Genomic DNA, 24,588 nt, shown 5'->3' with positions numbered 1-24,588 from the left:
TTATTTCACCAACCCAGTAAAGCCCATAAATGCAAGAGACATTAGGCCTGCTGTGATCATCGCAATCGATGCGCCTTTGAATGGCATTGGAACATCAGCAACCGCAATACGCTCACGCATCGCAGCAAATAGGATTAAAACAATAGAGAAACCAACAGCCGCGCCGAAACCATAGATGATCGACTGAATGAAGTTGTGGTTTTCATTGATGTTCAAAAGTGCCACACCTAACACTGCACAGTTGGTGGTGATAAGAGGCAGGAAGATACCCAACAGGCGATATAGAGTCGGGCTGGTTTTGTGAACGACCATTTCCGTAAATTGAACGACCACAGCGATAACCAAGATGAAGCTCATGGTACGCAGGTATTCAATTCCCAGAGGGGTAAGGATGTAGGTTTCTACTAGGTATGCAGATACCGACGCTAACGTCAGAACGAAAGTCGTCGCGAGCCCCATGCCAATAGCAGTCTCCAGTTTCTTGGAGACCCCCATGAAAGGACATAGCCCTAAAAACTTCACTAGCACAAAGTTATTGACCAGCACGGTGCCAACCAACAACAAAAGGTATTCGGTCATAATGGATTAATTCTTGAGATTCCGATCACGATATTATCCTGCTTTGCTCACCTAATAACAACCAGTGAACGGTGTGGTTTTGTATGTCTGATGGAGATTTATACGTTTAATAAGAGGATAGCAGATCTCATTGCAACAAATCAGTTGTTCTAAAGCAAAAGAACGACACACATATTATGGACGTGTTTGGGCTTTGATACGTGGTTTTCTTGAGCATAGAATTGACAATTTTAACGAGGGTACTGTCAAAAATTTCTAGTAACAGACCTAGGAGGCGCCCTCTTGTTGAGCAATTGTATGTATCACTTATAGAAAACTGTTTCATGATTGAGGGTTGAGGGAGGAGAAGAGCAAAATCGTTTACCCAAAATAAGTCTGACATAAGCAACAAATTAATCTGCGGAGATTGGTTTGTTGTATATGAGGTTTTGAGCGAACGTGTAGCTAGAGGTTTTTTATTATTAGAACAAAAAATAACTTACATTTTCTGTAATTGTAAATCAAATTTTGAGTTAAATTGTAATATTCTTTAATAATTAAATAAAACCCACACTCTTTTTTTATGAAATAGTTATCAAATTTTAAATATATGCATTTTAGTTTTTTTTGTTTCATAGCGATGCTTTTTTTATATATAGTTGCATTTACGGAAAGTTTACTTATTTTTCCATTTTAAATAACCATTTAATTAATCCTGTTAACGTTCGGTTAGTGGTGAATGGTTGAATAAATCAAGTGACATATAAAAATTATTTTAAATAAACCCAATGTTTATCCATGAAAATTATATTTGTATAAATATTATGGTTATTCATTTTTCAAGGCTAATTTATGTACAAAGTAAATAATTGGTTAATTCACTTAGACCACCCGTTGGTGACTGATTTACTCAAAAATGAAGAAAAGCGCATCGGCTATCACGATCATCTTGTGATTCTAATGTTGTGTGAAAACGCTGGAAAAATTAATACTAAAGAAGATTTGTTGAAAAGAGCTTGGCCAGGAAAACATGTCTCTGAAGGCTCACTGACCCAATCGATCAGCGCGATACGTACTTTACTTGAGGATAATGGGAAGCAACAAAAGTATCTAAAAACGGTCGCTAAGGTTGGTTATAAACTCGAAAGTGAGGCGGTGTCGTGGCTAGAAGACGATGATGATAAATCAGATAACCAAGACAACTTATTCGCTGGGGAACCAAGCGGTAAGAGTGAGATCTTTGAAGAGAGTTCCGAAAAAAAAACACGATTCACATTCGGACGTAATCGAATCTTTATTGTTCTAGGCTTCGTATTCATAGCGATTGCGACATTGTTTCCATTGGTGTTCACTGCAAAAGCCCCTAAGTTAACGAGCTGGCTTCCATTGGCTAAAATGTTTTCTAGCGAAGCTTTAACTGTCTATTGTGATAATGAAGAAGAGGCCAAATTGGTTGCAAAAGGCGTTAAGCTTTTGGTTTCTAAAGAAGTTAAACAAGGTAGGTTAAGCCGATTGATCCTTGCTCATTCTCAAGAAAGCTTATCTATTGTAATACTCAAGCCACTGGCACCGCCTGTCAATTTAGTGGTTTTGTTTGAATCTCCACAATCAACGGATGATCTCGTAGGTATGGTTAAAGCGGAGCTTAGTCGCTATGTTCACTAAAAATAAAAGCGTTTACTTTTTTCTGTTTTGTCTTTGTTTAATGCTGGCTTCCATTGCATATAGTCTACGTTCGAAAAATAATGTTTTGGTCAACTCTACGACCCTTTACATGACAATAGATGGTGACTATATGGCCACAGAGCACATGGACGTCGTGATCAGTGGTGAAAATTTTGAGGCGGTTACGGTTATAAAAGAAGCTGGACTCAATTACACCTTAGATATTCACACAAAAGGAAAATTCATTCGCAAGAATCATGGGCTATTTAATGTAAGCTTACGTGAAGAACGCGTTGATCATGGAGACATTGATTTTGAACATGATGACAACATGCTCGTTTATGATAAATATATTGAAGCGCGAAAAAAGCTATCGTTTTTTAAATCGGTTCAAGTGGTTGAAGAGTTGCCGAATCAATATATGCTTATCATTTCAAATAGTCCTGTAAAGAAAATGGTTGCTGTAAAAATTGAGCCTTTATCAACTGAAGGTTTTTATGATGACTATTAATATTTTAACTATGGTTTGATATTTTTTTTAGACCTATTTAATTATTATCAATTGTATCATTATGGGAGGATGCATCTCAGTTTAATAGGAGATGCACTAACCATGGCTAAATATCTGATATCAGTTTTTCTGATACTGTTCACATTTACTTTGCGAGCTGAGGAGAACAGCTCCCCCCCCAAGATAATGAATTATAACGTTTATATGCTGGATCATCGTCTCGGCATTTTTGTTGGTGGTACTAACCCAAACAAACGAGCACAGTTATTGGCAAACTCTTCAGTTTTTGAAGATACTGACGTGGTTGTATTTAACGAAGTTTTCGACAACCAAGCGAGCCAAATACTTATCGATGCACTAGCTCAGAAGTTTGGATATCTAACGCCTGTCTTGGGCCGTACAAAAAATGGTTGGGATCACACTGAAGGTTGGCGATCGACATCTCTTGATGATGGCGGCGTGATTGTATTCAGTAAATATCCGATTGAGTATAAGTCACAAGTGATCTTCAGAGAGGTTTTGGTGCAGACTGGGCATCTCAAAAAGGTTTTATACATACCGTCATTAATAAAGGGGGAGAGAGATACAATATTATCGGCACTCACGTTCAAGCTGACGATGATACCTGCAACATTTCTCCATCAGTGGTTAGTCAAGACCAGTTCGCACAAATAGAGAGCTATATTTTTGGGGCAAACCGCTCAGCTGACGAAATGTTTTTTATTGCTGGTGATTTAAATGTAGCAAAGGGCTCACAAGAGTTTTCTCCAATGCTAGAGACTTTAAATGTAGCAGAGCCGACCAATTATGCTGGTGCGCCTTACTCATGGGATCCTGCTGTAAATAGTTTAGCGCACGCAAACTATCCAGATCTAAAAGGGCAATTACTTGACTATGTTCTAGTCGAGCGCAGTCACAAGCAACCCAAGAATTGGCACAACCAAGTATTGGATATTGCATCGAAGAGAGTTGTTCTTCCTGGCACACAGGAACCTTATTACTTTTATGAGTATTCAGACCACTTTCCTGTCGCTGCGTTTGAGTATGCAGATAAAAGAACACCAACATATAGCGTGCGACCAATCAACAAACCATATAACTTAATAAGACTAAAGCATCGTTCGAGTGGCGTTTATGTTTACGCGGATCAAAATGTGCCTAATGGCTGGCTTACCTATGCTAAAGGGCACGAATGTACTTTGTTAATTTGATGTAAACAAACCCGAAGCTCTGTAATCTTTGTCCCATACCGCTTTATTCATCTTCCTGGGTACTGACAAGTTCCCTTCGGATTTTCTAAACAAGTTCTGAACAAAACGTCTGCAACAAGCCATATTTAGTGCTGAATCTCCAGCATAAATACATTGTTCATCTTCTTTGAAAATAACGTCCAACGCCCAGTGCTGCTGGTTCTCGATGTGCCAGTGTTTTCTGGTCGCTTGTGAGGCTAACTCTAACGACAAGTGATCTGTGCAAATATAATACGATGTTTCATAACTTCCTTTCCCTTTGACACTTCTATCTCTCACCACTGCAACAACACTTTTAACGACAGACCACTTTTCTCTGAGTGCTTCACTGAAGGCTGCTGGGAGAACGTAAACCTCACGAACCTCTTTTCTGCCATGCCCTTTATCTTCGGTGATGTATGACTCTTGTTTATCTTCAGGCAAAGACCAATAGTCTTGGAATTGTGCATCCACTTCTGCAAGCAAACTGGGCTGATTCAGTTTGACTTGCACTAAGAAATCGCCACCTTTATCAACCACTTTATTCAGAGTTTCAACCTGACAATGCAGGGCATCAGCCGTTAATAGACATCCTTTTATATCTAAAGTATCTAACAGGTTTCTTATCGCTGTTAGCTCCGTCCCTTTGCCTTTACAGGGTTGATGTGTGAGGGTCAAACCTTCATCAACATCGAATGCCGAGACCATATAAAGGGGGTTATCTTGTTTGTTTGCTTTAGCACCTTTTAGTACCTTCCCGTCAACACTGATGATAGGTTGAGCATGCCTCTCTCTATGCAAATTAACCCAGCCCACCATAGCTTCTAAGAGTGTTTCAGGAACAATAGTCCTCATAATTGCTGCAATATTATGACGAGTAGGAAGGCCATTTTCGTAGGGGAAATACTCACGTAACCAGTCGATATTTCCTTCACCAAAATCCTTGATATCCGTCCACTTGTTTTGACCACAAAGCATGGCTGTTATGACAACAAAAGCGACTTCTATAACAGGGTAGACTTGGTTGATGTGCGAACGGGTATCTTTCACTTTTTTTAGCTGTTCAATGATAATCATGCGAGTTTCTCATATTTTTTATTTCATGATCTGATCGTGACTATCAGGAAAAGTTCCAATTGAAAATAAAGTTATTTATTTTCAATAACTAAAGTTCGATCCCGCCCTTACCTATGCTAGTGATGGGAAGCAACCCAGCGCTAAGTTTAAGTTAGACAACTGGTACCCATATAATAGTACTTGTATCCATGACCATGATTATGTCCAGATCTCGAGAGCGGATGACTATAAAGATTATTACTGGACCTATAGTGGTAGCTCGTATTACACCGAAGATCACGATGCTTCTGACTTCATGAAGATTAGCCGTCTAACAGAATCCGAAAACTGCATTCAGAATGGTGATGTCGTCTATATTTATGATCATGCGCATCATTTGTGGGAATCTGCGGACAAATACCTTGAGCCTAGTGATCAGTATATCAAAGGGACTAACGAGCTACCTGTTGGCGAAAATGGACTGTTCATTATTGAGATGGATACTTTTGAATTTTCCGATTGGGAATCGAGTCTTACTTATAAATGAACATATTCTAAATATTGATTTTTCTTGAAATTACTTGATTGTCATTACTATTCGACTCATTTGGTTTATTGTAGTCAGTCACCATTAGAGTGTGCTTGGTGATAGTAAGAGGTGAGGTAGGTTAGCCATCACTGCTGCCCTGAGGTCACTATCGTTAAAATAAAAGCCACTTTAGTGTGGCTTTTTATATTATAAAAATAAGTTACTCAATTTTCGGTTAGTGAGTTAACGGTTAACTGTATTTTTAAATTCATTATTTATAAAAATTAGTTGGAAAGATTTTTAGCTTTAGTAAGATGTTGAATTATGAACTTTGATGGATACTTTGAAAAAATACAAATTCAAATAGAGAAGGTCGATTCGCTAGAAGACCTACTAATATGGCGAAAGAGAATTAATATAGGACACTCCGGTCTTTCATTTCGGACAGAACAAGGTCGGCTTATTTCCCATTGCTATCGAAGGTTTAAGGACAAAGAATCTGAAATGACCGATTTTAAATTTTCCTGTGATATATAAAGTATTCAATAAAAATAAATTATCAATCAGGAATATTCAACAATAAAATAGATTTTTTTATCACAATTTAATTGTGATTATATTCTTTTGACTCGCTAATTTTAAAAGGCATCGATATTGGTGTAAATGCAGTTAAAAGGAACGATTGATGAAATTAAAAAGTTTCAGTTTGAGCTTGATAACAGTCTCCATGTTATCTGGTTATGCGCATGCATCTCCTATCCCAGGAATTGCTGATGCCTACTTCAAAGGGGCTGATGAGTATGTTGCGTACGATGATCCGGCAACAGCCTGTGATATCTTTAATGCCAACGTAGAATACATTAATAATCATCTAGAGCAGCAGGGTTTACCTGGAAAAATTGCGAACCTCTGTCAGCATGCCAGAATAGAAGATGGTCAAATTGAAGAGCAGTTTATTATCACCTCTCAGAATGGTGCTTATGGCCCTGGTAAGGAGAAGTACAAAATCCATGAACAGGTTGATGTCGCACGTACTATTGATCTTTTGATGTTTTCTCAGTCAAATAAAACTAATTATATCATGGCAGTTGACGGCAGCATGAATGTCACGCGCCAAACCCTTGCCGATGGTGGCTATTTTCTCGAGTGGGAAGATGAAAAGGTTGCTCCGCATTTTCATTACTCGGGAGGATACTTAGGTCAGATCTTCCAGGGAAATTCTCAATTTAATTTCATGTCGGGTGAGGATGCTTACAACCAGATGCACCGCAGAGCGGTTAATGAAGCCCCAAACGATGTTAAAGAGCAAACAAGGTTGACTTGGAAGTATTTAAGTGAAAGGTGTGAAGATGACAAACACAACGATCATTGTCTTCCTCAACACAATCATGGTGAGCTGTTTGTGAACCAGCAAAGCTTTCCAAGTTCAAGTAATGTGAACAAAGAGATTTCTTTAGCTGAGAGTACGTCTTTTAGCTTCGATATTACTGGATCTTTTGAAGTCAGCAAATCAGATGGTCCTTCTGCTGGCTTGGGTGTTGGTTTTGGTTTTAGCCAAACTAAAGAGTCGAGCCAAACACACAGTATGTTGAATTACACCTCGGTTGATGAGGGTAATGATATTGGTCACAGCGTGGTTCAAACGATCAATACAAAAGCGGTGGGAGAAGCTGGCTGGTATGCAGATAATCCATCAAGTGAGTTTTGGCATGTAAAGAACGCTGCTGAGATATGGGGCGAAGACCTGTATCGAGTTTACGACTTAAAGAGCTATGAGACGTGGCAGGAAAACTACACTGCAGATTGGAATACTTGTCGTGATCAAAAACTGGTATTCGGTAATGCGGTGACGGTTTCACGTGCCTATCTCAATATGTATGGTAGCAGTTGGTCAATTTCAGAGGATGAATCGTTTCTTTATCAAAGAGATTCTAACTACGGTATTACGATCGATACCGATTGTACTATTGATGATAAAGGTCAAACTTTCCGCATTATGAAAGAAACAATTCTTTAGTTATTAGAGGGTAAAGAGAATGAATTTTGTTAAAAGTACTATTTTTGCTAGTACACTGCTATTGTCTTTGGCTTCTAATGCTGCAAGCCTATCTACCATTGGAACGCAAGATAATGGTGTATTCAATGAGATGCAGCAAATCCAACAGAAGTCTGCCGGAGAACGAAGCTCTACGAAGTCTGCAGACATCTTTTTTATTGATAGTAATGATGTTGAAGTTGAGGGATTGACCAAAGAGTTACTGAAAGACTTTAACTCTATCGTGATCGTTGGCGACTCATTCAAAAATAAAGAGTTGATGATTAAGTTGGTTGGATTTGGTATCGAGAGAGAAGTGGTAGCCATCACTAATATCCATGATTCATCGAAGCGTCAGATCAATACCTACAGCAAAGGCGAAAAAGCCGGCGATGATAAGGTAGCAGCTGTGCTAATGGATACGATCGCTCGTTACCTGTAATACAATACAAATGACCCATTACTTCTCGGGTAGTTTGTAGTCTCAAAAGTTAAGCGAGCCACGGATTCGTTCGTGGCTTTTTTGATCGCCCTAGAACGCAGAGCTTAGTGCAAGCCGATGCTTCGGCTGAGACATTAACTCGGAACAAGTTAGTCACAGTTACATTTACATACGAAAAAAGCCCAATCTTTCGATTGGGCTTTTTTCTGAATTTGGCTCCCCTTGCAAGACTTGAACTTGCGACATACGGATTAACAGTCCGCCGTTCTACCAACTGAACTAAAGGGGAATTGCTTATTAGCGAGGCAAATTTTAATAAGAGACTTGTTTTCTGTCAACCAAAAATAGCATAAAAAAACAAGATAAATAACTTTACTTTCTTGAACGCCTTATCGGATTTAGCTTTGCTTTAGTTATCCACCAAAATTGTGGATAAGTGTGTGTGCGAAACTTTAACAACAATAATTGGGGTAAATCTGAAAATGTAAAATTTACAGCTAACGTGATGTATTTAAAGAGGTAGTATCAAAATGTCACGTTTGTATAACTTTTTCAGATTATAAAATAAACAGTAAAACAGGCGGCATTTTTAGATCTTTTGGGGAAAAGTAGTGGATTAAAATTCGAGTAATTTAGCTGAGGAAACTTTTAAGGGGGACGAATAATACCAAGTTCTAAAAACAAAAGCTATCACTGATATTCAATCTTAAGACGCATTTCCCTAGATAATAGTTGCAACGAGATGGCTCCTAGAGTGACAATGACCTGATTAAAAACACAGTATGGAAATGGCAACCTATGAGCAAACTCTTTGATTTGGTATCGGACTACAGCCCGTCCGGTGACCAGCCGACAGCGATAACCAGATTACTAGACGGATTAGATTCTGGTTTGGCACATCAAACTCTACTAGGGGTAACGGGCTCAGGTAAAACCTTTACTCTTGCCAATGTCATTTCCCAATCGCAAAGACCTGCTATTCTGTTAGCACCGAACAAGACGTTGGCTGCTCAGCTTTATGGTGAGATGAAATCTTTCTTTCCAAATAATGCTGTCGAGTACTTCGTTTCTTATTACGATTACTACCAACCAGAAGCTTACGTTCCGACCACAGACACATTCATCGAGAAAGATGCGTCTGTGAATGCCCACATCGAACAAATGAGGCTGTCGGCAACTAAAGCCTTACTGGAAAGAAAAGACGCTATCATCGTAGCGTCTGTATCGGCTATCTACGGTCTTGGTGACCCTAAGTCTTATTTGAAAATGATGCTGCACTTGAGTCGTGGTGAGGTGATGGATCAGCGTGATATTTTGCGTCGCTTGGCTGAGCTTCAATATTCGAGAAACGATGTAGCATTTGAGCGTGGTCAGTTTCGTGTCCGTGGTGAAGTGATTGATATCTTCCCTGCAGAATCTGACCAAGACGCAGTTCGAATCGAAATGTTCGATGACGAAGTAGACTGTATCAGTATTTTTGATCCGTTGACCGGTGCTATTAAACAGAGAGACTTACCGCGTTTTACCGTTTATCCAAAAACGCACTATGTAACCCCAAGAGAGAAAATCCTTGAGGCGATTGAAAAGATCAAGGATGAGTTGAGCGATAGGGCGCAATATTTAAAAGACAACAACAAGCTTCTCGAAGAACAGCGTATCTCTCAAAGAACTCAGTTTGATATCGAGATGATGACGGAGCTGGGTTTTTGCTCAGGTATTGAAAACTACTCTCGTTATTTGAGTGGACGTAATGAAGGTGAGGCACCTCCAACCTTATTTGATTACCTGCCAAATGATGGCCTGTTGATTATCGATGAGTCACACGTAACGGTTCCCCAGATAGGGGCGATGTATAAAGGTGACCGCTCACGTAAGGAAACCTTGGTTGAGTTTGGCTTTAGACTGCCTTCTGCGTTAGATAACCGTCCGATGAAGTTTGAAGAGTTTGAATCTATCGCTCCGCAGACGATATTCGTTTCAGCAACGCCTGGTAACTATGAGATTGAAAAATCAGACGGCGAAATCGCTGATCAAGTGGTTCGTCCGACTGGCTTGCTTGATCCTATTATTGAAGTACGTCCGGTTGCGACTCAGGTTGATGACTTACTGTCTGAAATCAGAATACGTTCAGTGAAAGAAGAGCGCGTGCTTGTCACGACGCTAACTAAACGAATGGCAGAAGACTTAACCGAATATCTTAGTGAGCATGGTGTTAAGGTTCGTTACTTGCACTCAGATATCGATACGGTTGAGCGTGTAGAGATAATTCGAGATCTTCGACTGGGCGAGTTTGACGTGTTAGTGGGCATTAACTTACTTCGAGAAGGTTTGGATATGCCTGAAGTATCGTTGGTGGCGATTCTTGATGCAGACAAAGAAGGCTTCTTACGTTCTGAGCGTTCTCTGATTCAGACCATTGGTCGTGCAGCACGTAACTTGGAAGGTCGAGCTATCCTGTATGGTGATTCGATCACCAAATCAATGAGAAAAGCGATTGATGAAACTGATCGTCGTAGAGAAAAACAACAAGCTTACAACGAAGAGCAAGGTATCACGCCGCAAGCGCTTAAACGTAATATCAAAGATATTATGGAGCTGGGGGACCTGACCAAATCCAAACAACAACGACAATCTAAGCAAGTTCCACTATCTAAGGTTGCTGAGCCTTCTGAAAGTTATGCAGTACTTACACCGCAACAGCTTGATAAAGAGATCAGTAAGCTTGAAGCGGCGATGTATCAACATGCTCAGAACTTGGAGTTTGAATTGGCGGCACAGAAGCGTGATGAAATTGAACAATTGAGAAAGCAGTTTATTACCAATAGCTAGCCTTACTTTAGTTAATCGCACTCCTTACTAAAAAGTTCATATCTGAAAAGACAAGAGTGCGAGTATTTCAGACAAAAAAACAGCCAGTAGGAAATGCTCTACTGGCTTACGTTTGTGAACACAAAGTCCACGATCAACGTCAGTTGGCTAGGTGACCCGAAGGTCAATTGGATAACTGCATCGTTCGTGCCACATAGATAACACATTGATTGTTTAAAACAGAGAAAGAAATGTTCCACAAATACTGTGGTTAATTTGCATAATGCAAAGCGGAATGCGATTATAATAAGAAATGCAAATTATAATGGCTGGGATATGCAATCAAAAACGCTAGATAACAAATCGAAGTATTTGTTGATGGTAGAGGATACCGCTTCGGTAGCGGCTCTATATCGCTCGTATCTTACACCGCTCGAAATTGATATCAACATTGTCGGCACAGGCCGAGATGCAATTGAGAGTTTGAATCATCGAATCCCTGACCTTATTTTATTAGATCTACGTTTACCTGATATGACGGGTATGGACGTGCTATTTGCTGTAAAACAAAAATACCCAGAAGTTCCTGTGATCTTTATGACGGCTCACGGCTCGATTGATACGGCCGTTGAAGCGATGCGTCATGGTTCTCAAGATTTCCTTATCAAACCGTGTGAAGCCGACCGACTTCGTATTACGGTGAACAACGCGATCCGCAAAGCGACAAAACTCAAAAACAGCGCTGAACATCCCGGTAATCAAAACTATCAAGGCTTCATTGGTAGCAGCCAAACCATGCAGCAGGTTTACCGAACGATTGATTCTGCAGCATCAAGTAAGGCGAGTATCTTCATCACGGGTGAAAGTGGTACTGGTAAAGAGGTGTGTGCAGAAGCGATTCACGCTGCGAGTAAGCGTGGTGATAAGCCTTTCATCGCGATTAACTGCGCCGCTATTCCTAAAGATTTGATTGAAAGTGAGCTGTTTGGTCACGTTAAGGGGGCCTTTACCGGCGCGGCAACGGATCGTCAAGGTGCTGCTGAACTCGCAGATGGTGGAACCCTGTTCCTAGATGAGTTGTGCGAAATGGATCTTGAGTTGCAAACCAAGCTTCTGCGTTTCATTCAAACGGGTACTTTTCAAAAAGTGGGTTCTTCAAAAATGAAGAGCGTTGATGTGCGCTTTGTTTGTGCAACCAACCGTGACCCTTGGAAAGAAGTGCAAGAAGGTCGCTTTCGAGAAGATTTATACTATCGTTTATACGTGATTCCTTTGCACTTGCCGCCACTGCGTGAGCGTGGAGAAGATGTTATTGAAATTGCGTACTCGCTGCTGGGTTATATGTCTGTTGAGGAAGGTAAGGCCTTTGTGCGTTTTGCTCAGGAAGTGCTGGATCGCTTTAACCAATACGAGTGGCCTGGTAACGTTCGTCAGCTACAAAACGTATTACGAAATGTGGTGGTATTGAATAATGGTAAAGAGATTACTCTGAACATGCTTCCGCCGCCATTGAATCAACCGATTGAAAACAGTCTGCGACTGAAAGAGAAGCAGAATGAGGACATCACAGTAAAAGATATTTTCCCATTGTGGATCACTGAGAAAATGGCAATCGAACAGGCCATAAAAGCGTGTGATGGCAACATCCCACGCGCGGCAGGTTTCTTGGATGTTAGTCCATCGACGATTTACCGTAAATTGCAAACGTGGAATGCGAAGCAGTAATCACCAAACAATAAGAAAGAACGATGATGAAAGTATTAAATCAGCAAAAAGTTGATGAGCTTGCCGGTGAAATTGGGCAAGAGAATGTTCCAGTGTTACTGGAAATATTTTTAGGTGAATTAAAAGGATATTATGAGCACCTAGATCTCAATAAAAACACGGATACATCGAAGTATCTGGCCGACATTAGCCATGCCTTAAAGAGCAGCGCCGCGAGCTTTGGCGCAGATTCTTTGTGTAGTTTTGCGATTAGTGTGGATGCAAAAGTGAAACAAGCGCTACCAGTGACAGACGTTGATTTTCATGATATGCAAGAACTTCTGTTATCAACGTACACGGAATATCAGCAGTTGATGACTGATCTCTAAAACGGCTGATGGTGGCATAAATAGATATTAAAAAAGGAGCATGATGCTCCTTTTTTGTTTTTACTGGTTTCTGTGGTTTAGCCTAGGCTGCAAGCACTAAGCTAGTTGAGCCCGAATCGCTTGTTGAAGTTTTAAACGGTCATGTCGCCAATCTCGGTTAGGAGAGGCTAGATCGGTGGTCACACAGTTCCAAAGCCCTTCAAGTTCAGGGTGCGGTGCATTGCCTAGCACGACATCAATTTTTCTCGATTTGCAGGTACGTTCACACCATTCAAGCTGTTCTTGAAGCGTCATTTTTCCTGCAGGGCCATGTTCTGGCGAAAGGTTTTCAATGAAGATAACTTTAGCCTTGGTGTTCTCAGCGATGGCTTTCCCAATCTCTGGAAGGAGAAGAGGGGGCATAATACTGGTCAGGAAGCTGCCAGGGCCAAGAACGATACAGTCAGCTTGTTCGACAGCTGCTACGGCTTCTTTGGTTGCAGGCACTTCTGGAGACAAGTCCATCATGCGCAGCTTTTCTGTCATGTCGTCAACGTTGGTTTCACCCGTAACCCAACGACCATCCATTGATAGCGCTGTGAGATCGGAAGGATGCTCGGTCATCGGGACGATATTCACATCGACCTTCAACATGTTTCTGATCAGGTTGATGGCTTCCAACGGACGAACGGATAAGTTGTCCAAAGCCGTAAGCATTAGATTGCCGAGGTTATGGCCGTCCAGCTCACCTTGACCGCGAAAACGGTACTCAAACATCATTGAACTGATGGAAGGCTCGGTGATCAATTGGTTGATACAGTTACGAGTATCTCCCCAAGCGATGCCACCTTGGCAGTCTCGAATTCGTCCGGTTGAACCACCGTTATCTGTTGTTGCAACAATGCCAGTCGCATTGCTACCAAAGTCTTTTAATGCAGCAAGCATACGACCTAAGCCATGGCCTCCACCGATTGCTACGACTTTCTTTGAAGAGTAAATATTCATTTTTTGTTCTTGCTAGATTATTACCAACTATAATTTAGGTTAAATGCTTCTCGTCAGATACTCAACAAGAGTTATTTTGAGGGTTTGATGCGTTTTTTTTGCCGATGTGACCCGCTTTTTGTCATCAGAGCTAGATTCACGTACAAATATTAAGTATTTTATTACTCAGCTACTGCGCGTGTGAATATAACGTGCAGTTGCCATAACTCCGAGCTCTCGCATGCTAAGTCGCACAGTGGTATTTGCTGTACCGATACGCATCAAGAGCCAGTGACATGTTGTCACAAGGGCTTAATTGGAAATGATTATGCCTCCCGTGTTTGGAAAGGTGTTCCGTGGCGCAACAATTCGAAGATAGATTCCATCGCAAATTTTATTATTTGCGCTTGTCGGTTACAGACGTCTGTAACTTTAAATGTACTTACTGCTTGCCAGATGGTTATAAACCGTCAGGGCAAAAAAACTCGTCTTTTTTAAGTGTTCCCGAGATCAAACGCGTTGTAAAAGCGTTTGCAGATTGTGGTACCTCAAAGATCCGCATTACAGGCGGAGAGCCGAGCCTGCGTAAAGACTTTCCTGAAATCATACGTACCGTTGCTTCTACTCCAGGCATCGAAAAAGTAGCCACGACAACCAATGGCTACCGCATGGAGAAACAAGTAGGGCAATGGCGTGATGCTGGTTTAACCCATATAAACGTCAGCGTGGATAGCTTAGATTCCCGCATGTTCCATCAGATCACTGGTGAGAATAAGTTTACTGAGGTTATGCGAGGCATTGATAGAGCGTTTGAGGTTGGCTATGAACAAGTCAAAGTCAACGTTGTATTGATGAAAGACCTCAACAGTCAGGAATTACCAGCCTTCCTCAATTGGATCAAAGACAAACCTATTCAATTACGTTTTATCGAGCTGATGAAAACTGGCGAGATGGACGAGTTGTTTGATAAACACCATGTGTCTGGCGTTGCGATTCGCAATCAGCTTATTGCTAACGGTTGGCTGTTAAAAGTCAAAGCCGTTAACGATGGCCCAGCACAAGTGTTTGTCCACCCTGACTACAAGGGTGAAATTGGTTTGATCATGCCCTACGAGAAAGACTTCTGTGAGAGTTGTAACCGATTGCGTGTTTCTGCGACTGGTAAACTTCACCTATGTCTGTTTGGCGACCACGGTGTTGAACTGCGAGATCTGATTCAAGAAGATCAACAAGATCAAGAGCTCATTGATCGAATTCAGGCTCAGCTTCAAACCAAGTCCGTTAGCCACTTCTTGCATGATGGCAACAGCGGCATGACTCCAAACTTGGCGTCAATCGGCGGTTAACCCGCTATACATACTCTAAAGCATTTTATCGCTCAGCTTGCTTAAGCTGGGCGAATCAGTCTAATCATTGAAAAATTTATATAGGTGAACAAATGGGTCACGCAGAAAGCAAATTCCAAGCAGCAAACATCGCAGTACTAACCGTTTCAGATACTCGTACAGAAGAAAATGACACGTCAGGTGGTTACCTAACTGAGCATGCTAAAGAAGCAGGCCACAACGTGGTTGATAAGCAAATCGTTATCGATGACATGTACAAGATCCGTGCGATCGTATCTAAGTGGATCGCGGATGAAAGCGTTCAAGCGATCATGATCACGGGCGGTACGGGTTTTACATCTCGTGACAGCACACCGGAAGCGCTTAAGCCACTATTCGACAAAGAAGTTGAAGGCTTTGGTGAGCTATTCCGCCAAGTGTCTTACGAAGAGATCGGTACATCGACGATTCAATCTCGTGCGATCGCGGGTTTTGCTAACCACACGGTTATCTTTGCGATGCCAGGCTCTACAGGTGCTTGCCGCACAGGTTGGACTAAGATCATCAAGCAACAAATGAATGCGAGCCACCGTCCTTGTAACTTCATGCCACATCTTTCTGTATAAGGTGGTTTGAGCATGAGCCAATTTACCCACATTAACGCGTCTGGTGAAGCGAACATGGTCGATGTATCGGCCAAAGCAGAGACTGTACGTGAGGCGAGGGCTGAAGCTTTCGTTCAAATGTCAGCAGAAACGCTAGAGCTGATTGTTTCTGGCAGCCACCATAAAGGTGATGTTTTCGCAACGGCACGTATTGCTGGTATTCAAGCGGCGAAGAAGACGTGGGAACTGATTCCACTGTGTCACCCTTTGTTGCTGACTAAGGTCGAAGTTCAGCTTGAGGCTATCGAGTCTGAGAATAAGGTTCGCATCGAATCTGTTTGTAAGCTCGCTGGTAAGACAGGCGTAGAAATGGAAGCGCTAACGGCGGCTTCTGTTGCTGCGCTAACCATTTACGATATGTGTAAAGCTGTTCAGAAAGACATCGTTATCGAGAATGTACGCCTATTAGAGAAGACCGGTGGTAAATCAGGTCACTTCAAGGTGGAATCATGATTACTGTACTGTTCTTTGCTCAAACTCGTGAACTTGTCGGTGTCGATAGCGTTGAAGTTGATGCGCAGTTGAAGACGATTGAAGCCATTCGCAGCCATCTTGTGCAGCAAGAAGGTAAATGGGACATCGCTTTGGAAGAGGGCAAGCTTCTGGCCGCGCTTAACCAATCTATCGTACCTCTAACGACTGAAGTGAAAGACGGCGACGAAGTGGCTTTCTTTCCACCTGTTACTGGAGGTTAGCCATGAATGATTTTCAAGTTCTTGACCCAAGAGTATTCGTTACTGCAGATGATTTTTCTGTGGGCGACGAATACGATTACTTTGCTCAAGGTACAGCAGCTGGAGCGGTAGTGACGTTTGTTGGTAAAGTTCGCGACATGAACTTGGGCGACAACGTGATTGGTTTGTCTCTGGAGCATTACCCTGGAATGACAGAGAAGTCGCTGAGCGAGATCTGTGATCAAGCCGAAGCGCGCTGGCCTATCCAGAAGATGCGAGTTATCCACCGCGTGGGTGACCTAGATATTGGTGACCAGATTGTTTACGTTGGTGTATCAAGTGCACACCGTGGTGCCGCCTTTGAAGCGTGTGAGTTTGTTATGGACTTCCTGAAAACCAAAGCGCCGTTTTGGAAAAAGGAAAGAACGACAGAAGCGACTCGTTGGGTTGATTCTCGCGATTCGGATGCAAAAGCGGCAGAACGCTGGGTGAAATAAACAATCAAGTGGCAGATTTTGTCAAGATGTTTGTGAAATGAAGGTCAACCGTGAGGTTGGCTTTTTTTGTACTCTAAAAATAGATATATAAATAAAGTTTTTCGCGTTTTTAGTCGCTATTTATAAGTTTAAATTCAAATTTTTTGTTTTAACGGTTCGATATGCGGCAAGGGTGGTATTTTAGAAGGGGATACTGTTGATTATCTTCAAGTGATGATTATCACAAAAACTGTATCCAACTGCGGTTGAATGTAATCATTATTTGTTCTTGTTGTTTGTGAAGTGTTAAATTTTCTGCGATTTTAAACATATGATGACGAATGCAGTACTTATAAAGTCAGTTTATAAGATTAAATATGGTTAATGTCGAAGTGCACACACACATCTCGCTATGCATTTGGTACTTTATTAGATATTTATGCTGAAATATTGATCTTGTTGGAGAGTTATCCATGTTTTACGACTTGTTTGTGGAAAATAACTCCAATGATTGATAGTGTGTGCTTCTGTCTTTGTAACGTTTTAGCTTTTTATGCTTAAATTTTAAGCTAAGCCAATCTAAATCACTGCCGTTCAGTGAACCAAGCAAAGATGTCATGGATGCAATACATAAAACTTGGAGTTTATTAAATGTACAAAAATAAAATCACTCAGGCCCTTTTTCTAGGTGCTGGTTTGGCAGTGGCTGCCACTTCTACTCTTTCTATCGCTGCTGAAGTCCCTGCTGGTACCAAGCTAGCTGAAAAACAAGAAATCGTTCGTGGTAATGGTACTGAAGTTGCGACTATTGACCCTCATAAGTCATCAGGTGTACCTGAGTCTCACGTGATTCGCGATCTTCTAGAAGGCCTTGTCAACCAAGACAGTGATGGGAATACTATTCCTGGTGTAGCAGAAAGCTGGGAAACGACAGACAACCAAACCTTTACTTTTCATTTACGCAAAGACGCAAAATGGTCTAACGGCGACCCTGTGACCGCTCAAGATTTCGTTTACAGCTGGCAGCGCTTTGTTGATCCTGCAACGGCTTCTCCTTATTCTTGGTATATGGAATTTACTAAGATGGCGAATGCCAAAGAAATTATTGAGGGTAAAAAAGATAAAAGTACACTAGGTGTGAAAGCAGTAGACGCACATACGTTAGTTGTTGAACTTGAAACTCCTGTTCCTTATTTTGTGATGATGATGGGGCACACCTCGACCAAGCCAGTTCATCAGGCAACGGTAGAGAAGTACGGTGACCAATGGACTAAGCCAGGACATTTTGTTGGTAATGGCGCTTACGTTCTTGATAAGTGGGTCGTTAACGAGCGTATGGTTTTTAAGCGTAATGAACAATATTGGGATAATGACAAAACTGTTATTAATAAAGTGACGATCCTTCCTATCGAAAACTCTAATGCAGAGATGAACCGTTTTCTCTCGGGTGAAATTGATATTTCATATGATTTACCAATTGAGCATTTCAAACGCATGCAGAAAGAACACCCTGAGGATCTTTCCGTTGTGGGTAACCTTTGCAGCTATTACTACAACTTTAACACCAAGGTAAAGCCTTTTGATGATGTTCGTGTGCGTAAGGCTATTTCTTATGCGGTTGACCGCGATATCGTCTCGAATGCCATTATGGGGCAAGGTCAGAAACCTGCGTACTTTTTAACGCCTGAAATTACAGCCGGTTTCAACCCTGAATTGCCACAGTACGGTAAAATTTCGCAAAAAGAACGTAATACGGAAGCGGCGCGTTTACTAGCAGAAGCGGGTTACACTAAAGATAATCCTTTAGAGTTTACTCTTCTCTACAACACGGATGAAAACCATAAGAAAGTAGCTGTAGCGCTTGGTTCTATGTGGAAAAAAACGCTGGGTTTAAAAGTTACGCTTGAGAACCAAGAGTGGAAGACTTACCTGTCTTCTAAAGATACGGGTAACTTTGAAGTGGCTCGAGCTGGCTGGTGTGGTGACTACAATGAAGCATCGACGTTCCTCACGCTCATGACAAGTGAAAACACCAGCGGCGGTCAACATTGGGGCAGTAAGCAATACGACACTATAATCGACAATGCCATTCACTCTACATCAGAGCAAGAGCGTAAAGCTTTGTACTTAGAGGCTGAAAAGCTTATGGCCCAAGAAATGCCGATTGTCCCTATCTATCAATATGTGAAGACTCGTCTACTGAACCCGCATGTCGGTGGCTTCCCTGCGAATAACGCACAAGAAATGATTTATTCAAAAGACCTGTATATCAAGGCGCAATAATCACCATTTCTATCCTCAAACGTTAACATAACTATAACGATATTGGCACTACATGCGCAGATTGCGCATGTAGCGCTTCCTTCATTTTCATTGTCACAGTCTAAAAGAGTGAGTTTATGCTTAAATTCATTATGAAAAGAATATTTGAAGCAATTCCAACCATGTTGGTGCTGATCACTATCTCTTTTTGTCTCATGCGTTTCGCCCCAGGTAACCCGTTTTCAAGCGAACGTGCTCTACCGCCAGAAGTTATGGCAAATATTGAAGCTAAATATGGCCTAGATAAACCAGTTTTTGAGCAGTACACCACGTACCTGACGAATATCCTGCAAGGTGATTTTGGCCCTTCGTTTAAGTATTTGGATTACTCGGTTAATGAACTGATTTCTGCTGCGCTACCAGTATCGGCCAAAGTCGGTTTCATCGCCTTTATCTTTACGGTCATCATGGGGGTCACCGTTGGTACCATCGCTGCGTTAAAACACAATACTTGGATTGATTACACCATCATGTCGACAGCCATGCTCGGGGTTGTTATGCCTTCGTTTGTACTTGCCCCTGCTTTGATCTACGTATTTTCATTACATTTCAACCTTTTCCCGGCTGGTGGCTGGTTAGATGGTTCGGCGAAATATCTTGTGTTGCCTGTCCTTGCGATGTCGTTCCTCTACGTTGCAACCTTTGCACGTATTACGCGTGGTTCGATGATTGAAACATTGAACAGTAACTTTATCCGTACCGCTCGCGCGAAGGGGTTAAGCTACCGTTACATCGTCATTAAACACGCGCTTAAACCAGCATTACTCCCGGTTGTTTCCTATATGGGGCCTGCTTTCGTCGGTATCATTACAGGCTCCGTTGTTGTTGAAACCATTTTCGGCCTACCCGGTATCGGCAAGTTGTTTGTTAACGCTGCGTTCAACCGCGACTACTCGCTCGTTATGGGAGTCACCATCTTGATTGGTTTCCTATTCATTTTATTCAACGCGATTGTTGATATTTTGTTAGCGGTCATAGACCCGAAAATTCGCTACTAGACAGGGACTGGTTATGTTGAATAAAAAAGAAAATTTAGAAGCGGTCGAAAAATTCTCTGAGAATTTAGAGATTGAAGGTCGCAGTTTGTGGCAGGATGCGCGTATTCGTTTTATGCGCAACAAAGCGGCAATGATCAGTCTGTTCATTCTAATTATCATGGTGCTTTCGGTAATCTTCTTACCTATGTTGGCGCAACATGCTTACGATGATACTGACTGGTACGCCATGCACGTAGGTCCGAATGCGGATCACTGGTTTGGTACTGATAGCTTAGGCCGTGATTTGTACGTTCGTACTCTTATTGGTGGTCGTATCTCATTGATGGTTGGTGTGATGGGCGCATTTGTAGCGGTCCTGATTGGTACGCTTTACGGTGCAGCTTCAGGCTTCATTGGCGGCCGTACTGACCGAGTGATGATGCGTATTCTAGAGATCTTGTACGCAGTACCATTCATGTTCCTAGTGATCGTACTGGTGACCTTCTTTGGTCGTAATATCATTCTAATCTTCGTTGCGATTGGTGCGATTGCTTGGCTTGATATGGCGCGTATTGTACGTGGTCAAACGTTGAGTTTACGTAGTAAAGAATTCATTGAAGCTGCGCACGTATGTGGTGTTAGCAAATGGAAAATCATTACACGTCATATCGTACCGAACGTATTGGGTATTGTTGCGGTTTACTCAACGCTACTTATCCCGAGCATGATCCTTACAGAATCATTCTTATCTTTCCTTGGTCTTGGTGTTCAAGAGCCTATGACAAGTTGGGGCGCATTGCTTCAAGAAGGTTCGCAAACAATGGAAGTTGCAATCTGGCAACTGACTTTCCCTGCGGCATTCATGGTCGTTACGCTGTTCTGCTTTAACTACGTAGGTGATGGTCTGCGCGACGCGCTTGATCCAAAAGACAGATAAAGAAATAGCAAATAAAAATACAAAAGCTATAAAAGATTGAAGGAAGCAATGATGAGCTTATTAGATGTCAAAGATCTGCGCGTCGAATTTACCACGCAAGATGGTATCGTAACCGCAGTAAACGACTTGAATTTCTCACTTAACCAAGGCGAAACGCTGGGTATTGTTGGTGAGTCGGGTTCAGGTAAATCACAAACGGTATTTGCACTGATGGGGCTGCTGGCTAAGAACGGCATCATCTCAGGCAGTGCAAAGTTTGAAGGCAATGAAATCCTTAACCTGCCTGAAAAAGCGCTCAACAAGGTTCGAGCTGAGCAGATCGCGATGATCTTCCAAGATCCAATGACGTCACTGAATCCTTACATGAAAGTATGTGATCAGCTGATGGAAGTACTTATGCTGCACAAAGGTATGGGTAAAGCAGAAGCGTTTGAAGAATCAGTACGTATGCTTGAAGCGGTGAAAATCCCTGAAGCTCGGAAACGTATTACCATGTATCCACACGAATTTTCTGGCGGTATGCGTCAGCGTGTGATGATCGCAATGGCTTTGTTATGTCGTCCAAAGCTACTGATTGCTGATGAACCAACAACGGCGTTGGATGTCACCATTCAAGCGCAAATCATGGAATTGCTGAACGAACTTAAAGATGAGTTCAATACGGCAATCATCATGATCACTCATGATTTAGGTGTGGTTGCTGGCTCATGTGACAAAGTACTTGTGATGTACGCGGGTCGTACAATGGAATACGGCACGGTTGATGAAATCTTCTACGAGCCAAGCCACCCATATGCGGAAGGTCTGCTTAAAGCGATTCCTCGTTTGGATACCGAAGGTGAAATTCTACCGACGATTCCAGGTAACCCACCTAACTTACTTCGCCTACCAACAGGTTGTCCTTACCAAGACCGTTGTCACCGTGTAATGGACCGTTGTAAGCAAGAAGCACCGATTTTGCAGCCATTTGCTAAAGACCGTCAGCGTGCTTGTTTTTCTGATTGGGAGACTTGGACAAAATGAGTAAAGAATTACTATTAGATATTAAAGACCTGAAAGTTCACTTTAGCATTGCGGCTAAGTCTGCTTGGCCTTGGGCAAAACCATCAAACCTTAAAGCGGTTGATGGCGTTGATGTTCACCTTTACGAAGGCGAAACGCTCGGTGTAGTAGGTGAGTCTGGTTGTGGTAAGTCGACTTTTGCACGCGCAATTATCGGTTTGGTTGAAGCGACTGAAGGTCAAGTGATGTGGTTAGGTCAGGACCTAACTAAGATGCAAGAAGTGAAACGTCGTGAGACTCGTAAAGAGATTCAGATGATCTTCCAAGATCCACTCGCATCGCTAAACCCACGTATGTCAGTAGGTGACATCATTGCTGAGCCTCTAGAGACTTTCTTCCCTGAACTTTCTAAACAAGAAGTGAAGGACCGAGTTAAAGAGATGATGGCAAAGGTTGGCCTACTACCAAACGTAATCAACCGTTACCCGCATGAGTTCTCAGGTGGTCAGTGTCAGCGTATCGGTATTGCACGTGCACTTATCTTGAAGCCTAAGATGATCATCTGTGATGAACCTGTTTCTGCACTGGATGTATCTATTCAAGCTCAAGTAGTTAACCTTCTGAAAGAACTACAGAAAGAGCTAGGTTTATCTCTGGTATTCATTGCGCACGATTTGTCGGTGGTAAAACACATCTCTGACCGTGTATTGGTGATGTACTTAGGTAATGCTGTTGAGCTAGGCGAATCAGATGCCTTGTTCTCAGATCCTAAACACCCATATACCAAAGCACTGATGTCTGCAGTTCCGATTCCAGACCCACGCTTAGAGCGCAGCAAAACGATTCAGATGCTGGAGGGTGATCTCCCATCACCAATTAATCCACCATCGGGTTGTGTGTTCCGTACTCGTTGCCCTGAAGCAACCGCGGCTTGCGCACAAACTAAGCCAACCATTCAAGGCGATGACGTACACGCAGTATCTTGCTTGCACGTACGAGTCTAGAAGCCATTTAAAACGGTTCAGCCTGTGACAGGCTTAAGCGCAACTTTTTATGAGTTGCGCTTTTTTTGTGTCTAAACTTTCACGCCGAACAGCCTTCATCAAATAATTCGAACAACTAAGCCAACTTCTTCTAGTTTTGAAAAACTGGGCTTTTCTTATACTAATATCAATCGTAGTAAATAACTGCTCATTCTAGCTTGTTAAAACGCTCGATAACGGCGTTAGAATTTTTGATTGTAGAATAACGACTAACAGAAAAATTCTTCCTTGTTCTCAAGCCTTTTCTCTGCGCTATTTCTGAACATTTACTTACTGTGATTGGTATATAAAAGTTTGGATGAAAGGGGTTTAGATATGGGTAAGTTAGTTGAAGGTGTTTGGCACGATGTGTGGTACGACACCAAAGAAAGCGGTGGTAAGTTCGTTCGTGAAGATGCGGGCTTTCGCCGTTGGATCGAGAACAAAGCCGGTGCGCAATTTGAGCCAGAAAGTGGTCGTTATCACCTATACGTATCGTTAGCTTGTCCTTGGGCACACCGCACTCTTATCTTTCGAGAGCTGAAAGACCTAACCGATCATATTGACGTAACAGTGGTTTGCCCAGACATGATGAGCGAAGGCTGGCAAATGGGCTTGCCAGAACCTCTGTTTGGCCACACTCGTATGCACCAAATCTACACTCAAGCCAAACCTGACTATTCAGGCCGAGTAACGGTTCCAGTACTGTGGGATAAGAAAACCCACACCATCGTGAGTAACGAGTCCTCTGAAATTATCCGCATGTTCAACTCAGAATTTAATGAGTTAACAGGCAATACCGATGATTACTATCCGTGGGAATTGTCCAAGAAGATTGATGAGTGGAATGACTATATCTATCCAAGCATCAATAACGGCGTTTATCGTACTGGCTTTGCAACCACACAAGAAGCTTATGAAGAAGCGTATGACGCGTTATTTGGGGCGTTAGATAAAGTAGATGTACATCTTAGTGAACATCGTTATCTCGCGGGTAATGACATCACAGAAGCAGACTGGAGATTGTTTACCACTCTGGTTCGATTCGATGCAGTATATGTTGGCCACTTTAAGTGTAACAAGCAGCGAATTTCAGACTACGTCCATATTCAGGGCTATTTAAAAGAGCTTTACCAGATAGAAGGCATCAAAGAGACGACCGACTTTTATCACATCAAGCGTCATTACTATTACAGCCACACAGGTATCAACCCAACTCAAGTTGTGCCGAAAGGACCTGCGCTAGACTTAGAATCATCCCATGGGCGAGGTTAGATTAACCTTAAGATCATCAAATAA

At 42.1% G+C, this 24,588-nt stretch carries 24 protein-coding genes, 1 tRNA gene and 1 riboswitch; of the genes, 21 read left to right on the top strand and 4 right to left on the bottom strand.

What is annotated here, in order from left to right; all coding sequences use genetic code 11:
• On the bottom strand, nt 1–579 hold the full coding sequence (gene rsxA / locus ACMAZD_RS12250; RefSeq protein WP_102266305.1) for an electron transport complex subunit RsxA: 579 nt from the start codon (nt 577–579) through the stop codon (nt 1–3).
• An 831-nt stretch (nt 580–1,410) separates the two neighbouring features.
• On the opposite strand from rsxA, the gene ACMAZD_RS12245 reads away from it, so the two are divergent.
• The 4 genes from ACMAZD_RS12245 to ACMAZD_RS12230 all read left to right on the top strand — a co-directional run bounded on the left by ACMAZD_RS12245 (nt 1,411) and on the right by ACMAZD_RS12230 (nt 3,945).
• Nucleotides 1,411–2,223 carry a winged helix-turn-helix domain-containing protein gene (locus tag ACMAZD_RS12245; RefSeq protein ID WP_435247435.1) on the top strand — a complete coding sequence of 271 codons (813 nt, stop codon included), beginning with the start codon at nt 1,411–1,413 and terminating at the stop codon, nt 2,221–2,223.
• A gap of 130 nt (nt 2,224–2,353) precedes the next feature.
• A complete protein-coding gene (locus tag ACMAZD_RS12240; RefSeq protein ID WP_435247434.1) occupies nt 2,354–2,734 on the top strand; it encodes a hypothetical protein in 381 nt (126 codons plus the stop codon).
• 102 nt (nt 2,735–2,836) lie between these two features.
• Entirely contained in the window at nt 2,837–3,409 is a 573-nt protein-coding gene (locus ACMAZD_RS12235; RefSeq protein ID WP_435247433.1) for an endonuclease/exonuclease/phosphatase family protein, read from the top strand.
• A complete protein-coding gene (locus ACMAZD_RS12230) occupies nt 3,379–3,945 on the top strand; it encodes a hypothetical protein (protein WP_435247432.1) in 567 nt (188 codons plus the stop codon). The genes ACMAZD_RS12235 and ACMAZD_RS12230 overlap by 31 nt, the downstream gene beginning before the upstream one ends.
• On the opposite strand, the gene ACMAZD_RS12225 is transcribed toward ACMAZD_RS12230, so the two are convergent.
• The gene (locus ACMAZD_RS12225) at nt 3,937–5,040 is read right to left on the bottom strand and encodes an ISAs1 family transposase (RefSeq protein ID WP_435247431.1); all 1,104 of its coding nucleotides are present in this window, start codon (nt 5,038–5,040) and stop codon (nt 3,937–3,939) included. The genes ACMAZD_RS12230 and ACMAZD_RS12225 overlap by 9 nt on opposite strands.
• 295 nt (nt 5,041–5,335) lie before the next feature.
• On the opposite strand from ACMAZD_RS12225, the gene ACMAZD_RS12220 reads away from it, so the two are divergent.
• From ACMAZD_RS12220 to ACMAZD_RS12210, 3 genes are all read left to right on the top strand, one after another.
• Nucleotides 5,336–5,566 (top strand): hypothetical protein, encoded by a 231-nt coding sequence (locus ACMAZD_RS12220; RefSeq protein ID WP_435247430.1) that lies wholly within the window; start codon nt 5,336–5,338, stop codon nt 5,564–5,566.
• 667 nt (nt 5,567–6,233) lie between these two features.
• Nucleotides 6,234–7,565: an excinuclease ABC subunit B gene (locus ACMAZD_RS12215; protein ID WP_435247429.1), complete on the top strand. Its 1,332-nt coding sequence runs from the start codon at nt 6,234–6,236 to the stop codon at nt 7,563–7,565.
• 19 nt (nt 7,566–7,584) lie between these two features.
• A complete protein-coding gene (locus ACMAZD_RS12210) occupies nt 7,585–8,025 on the top strand; it encodes a hypothetical protein (RefSeq protein WP_435247428.1) in 441 nt (146 codons plus the stop codon).
• A gap of 213 nt (nt 8,026–8,238) precedes the next feature.
• Here the strand turns inward: ACMAZD_RS12210 and ACMAZD_RS12205 are convergent.
• Nucleotides 8,239–8,314: transfer RNA gene (locus ACMAZD_RS12205), tRNA-Asn, on the bottom strand.
• Between the two features lie 509 nt (nt 8,315–8,823).
• Between ACMAZD_RS12205 and uvrB the strand changes: the two genes are divergently transcribed.
• From uvrB to luxU, 3 genes are all read left to right on the top strand, one after another.
• Nucleotides 8,824–10,854 carry an excinuclease ABC subunit UvrB gene (uvrB, locus tag ACMAZD_RS12200; RefSeq protein WP_435247427.1) on the top strand — a complete coding sequence of 677 codons (2,031 nt, stop codon included), beginning with the start codon at nt 8,824–8,826 and terminating at the stop codon, nt 10,852–10,854.
• Nucleotides 10,855–11,169: 315 nt separating this feature from the next.
• Nucleotides 11,170–12,558 carry a quorum-sensing sigma-54 dependent transcriptional regulator LuxO gene (luxO, locus tag ACMAZD_RS12195; RefSeq protein ID WP_435247426.1) on the top strand — a complete coding sequence of 463 codons (1,389 nt, stop codon included), beginning with the start codon at nt 11,170–11,172 and terminating at the stop codon, nt 12,556–12,558.
• Nucleotides 12,559–12,581: 23 nt separating this feature from the next.
• Complete coding sequence (gene luxU / locus ACMAZD_RS12190) at nt 12,582–12,926, top strand: quorum-sensing phosphorelay protein LuxU (protein WP_435247425.1); 345 nt, start codon at nt 12,582–12,584, stop codon at nt 12,924–12,926.
• A gap of 96 nt (nt 12,927–13,022) precedes the next feature.
• Here the strand turns inward: luxU and ACMAZD_RS12185 are convergent, their stop codons facing one another.
• Nucleotides 13,023–13,910 carry a YvcK family protein gene (locus tag ACMAZD_RS12185; RefSeq protein ID WP_435247424.1) on the bottom strand — a complete coding sequence of 296 codons (888 nt, stop codon included), beginning with the start codon at nt 13,908–13,910 and terminating at the stop codon, nt 13,023–13,025.
• Nucleotides 13,911–14,104: 194 nt separating this feature from the next.
• A riboswitch (molybdenum cofactor riboswitch) is annotated at nt 14,105–14,257 on the top strand.
• Between ACMAZD_RS12185 and moaA the strand changes: the two genes are divergently transcribed.
• From moaA to ACMAZD_RS12130, 11 genes are all read left to right on the top strand, one after another.
• Entirely contained in the window at nt 14,246–15,235 is a 990-nt protein-coding gene (gene moaA / locus ACMAZD_RS12180; RefSeq protein WP_435247423.1) for a GTP 3',8-cyclase MoaA, read from the top strand. (Overlaps the previous riboswitch by 12 nt.)
• Before the next feature lie 92 nt (nt 15,236–15,327).
• Nucleotides 15,328–15,840: a molybdenum cofactor biosynthesis protein B gene (gene moaB, locus ACMAZD_RS12175; protein WP_435247422.1), complete on the top strand. Its 513-nt coding sequence runs from the start codon at nt 15,328–15,330 to the stop codon at nt 15,838–15,840.
• A 12-nt stretch (nt 15,841–15,852) separates the two neighbouring features.
• Nucleotides 15,853–16,332, top strand: a complete 480-nt coding sequence (gene moaC / locus ACMAZD_RS12170) for a cyclic pyranopterin monophosphate synthase MoaC (RefSeq protein WP_435247421.1) — start codon at nt 15,853–15,855, stop codon at nt 16,330–16,332.
• A complete protein-coding gene (gene moaD / locus ACMAZD_RS12165; protein WP_435247420.1) occupies nt 16,329–16,574 on the top strand; it encodes a molybdopterin synthase sulfur carrier subunit in 246 nt (81 codons plus the stop codon). Before moaC ends, moaD begins: the two co-directional genes overlap by 4 nt.
• 2 nt (nt 16,575–16,576) lie before the next feature.
• Nucleotides 16,577–17,050, top strand: a complete 474-nt coding sequence (gene moaE, locus ACMAZD_RS12160; RefSeq protein WP_435247419.1) for a molybdopterin synthase catalytic subunit MoaE — start codon at nt 16,577–16,579, stop codon at nt 17,048–17,050.
• 630 nt (nt 17,051–17,680) lie between these two features.
• Nucleotides 17,681–19,312 carry an ABC transporter substrate-binding protein gene (locus ACMAZD_RS12155; protein ID WP_435247418.1) on the top strand — a complete coding sequence of 544 codons (1,632 nt, stop codon included), beginning with the start codon at nt 17,681–17,683 and terminating at the stop codon, nt 19,310–19,312.
• Nucleotides 19,313–19,428: 116 nt separating this feature from the next.
• A complete protein-coding gene (gene oppB / locus ACMAZD_RS12150) occupies nt 19,429–20,349 on the top strand; it encodes an oligopeptide ABC transporter permease OppB (RefSeq protein ID WP_108020640.1) in 921 nt (306 codons plus the stop codon).
• A gap of 13 nt (nt 20,350–20,362) precedes the next feature.
• On the top strand, nt 20,363–21,265 hold the full coding sequence (oppC, locus tag ACMAZD_RS12145; RefSeq protein ID WP_435247417.1) for an oligopeptide ABC transporter permease OppC: 903 nt from the start codon (nt 20,363–20,365) through the stop codon (nt 21,263–21,265).
• Nucleotides 21,266–21,316: 51 nt separating this feature from the next.
• Nucleotides 21,317–22,288, top strand: a complete 972-nt coding sequence (locus ACMAZD_RS12140) for an ABC transporter ATP-binding protein (protein WP_017078105.1) — start codon at nt 21,317–21,319, stop codon at nt 22,286–22,288.
• Nucleotides 22,285–23,271, top strand: a complete 987-nt coding sequence (gene oppF / locus ACMAZD_RS12135; RefSeq protein ID WP_435247416.1) for a murein tripeptide/oligopeptide ABC transporter ATP binding protein OppF — start codon at nt 22,285–22,287, stop codon at nt 23,269–23,271. The genes ACMAZD_RS12140 and oppF overlap by 4 nt, the downstream gene beginning before the upstream one ends.
• A 354-nt stretch (nt 23,272–23,625) precedes the next feature.
• On the top strand, nt 23,626–24,564 hold the full coding sequence (locus ACMAZD_RS12130; RefSeq protein ID WP_435247415.1) for a glutathione S-transferase family protein: 939 nt from the start codon (nt 23,626–23,628) through the stop codon (nt 24,562–24,564).
• Nucleotides 24,565–24,588 lie beyond the last annotated feature (24 nt).

It is taken from the genome of Vibrio sp. nBUS_14 (assembly GCF_051201655.1).
In the GTDB taxonomy this organism is placed as follows: Bacteria; Pseudomonadota; Gammaproteobacteria; order Enterobacterales; family Vibrionaceae; genus Vibrio.
Note: the sequence above shows the minus strand (reverse complement) of the source record. Positions and strands in the feature narration are given on the sequence as shown.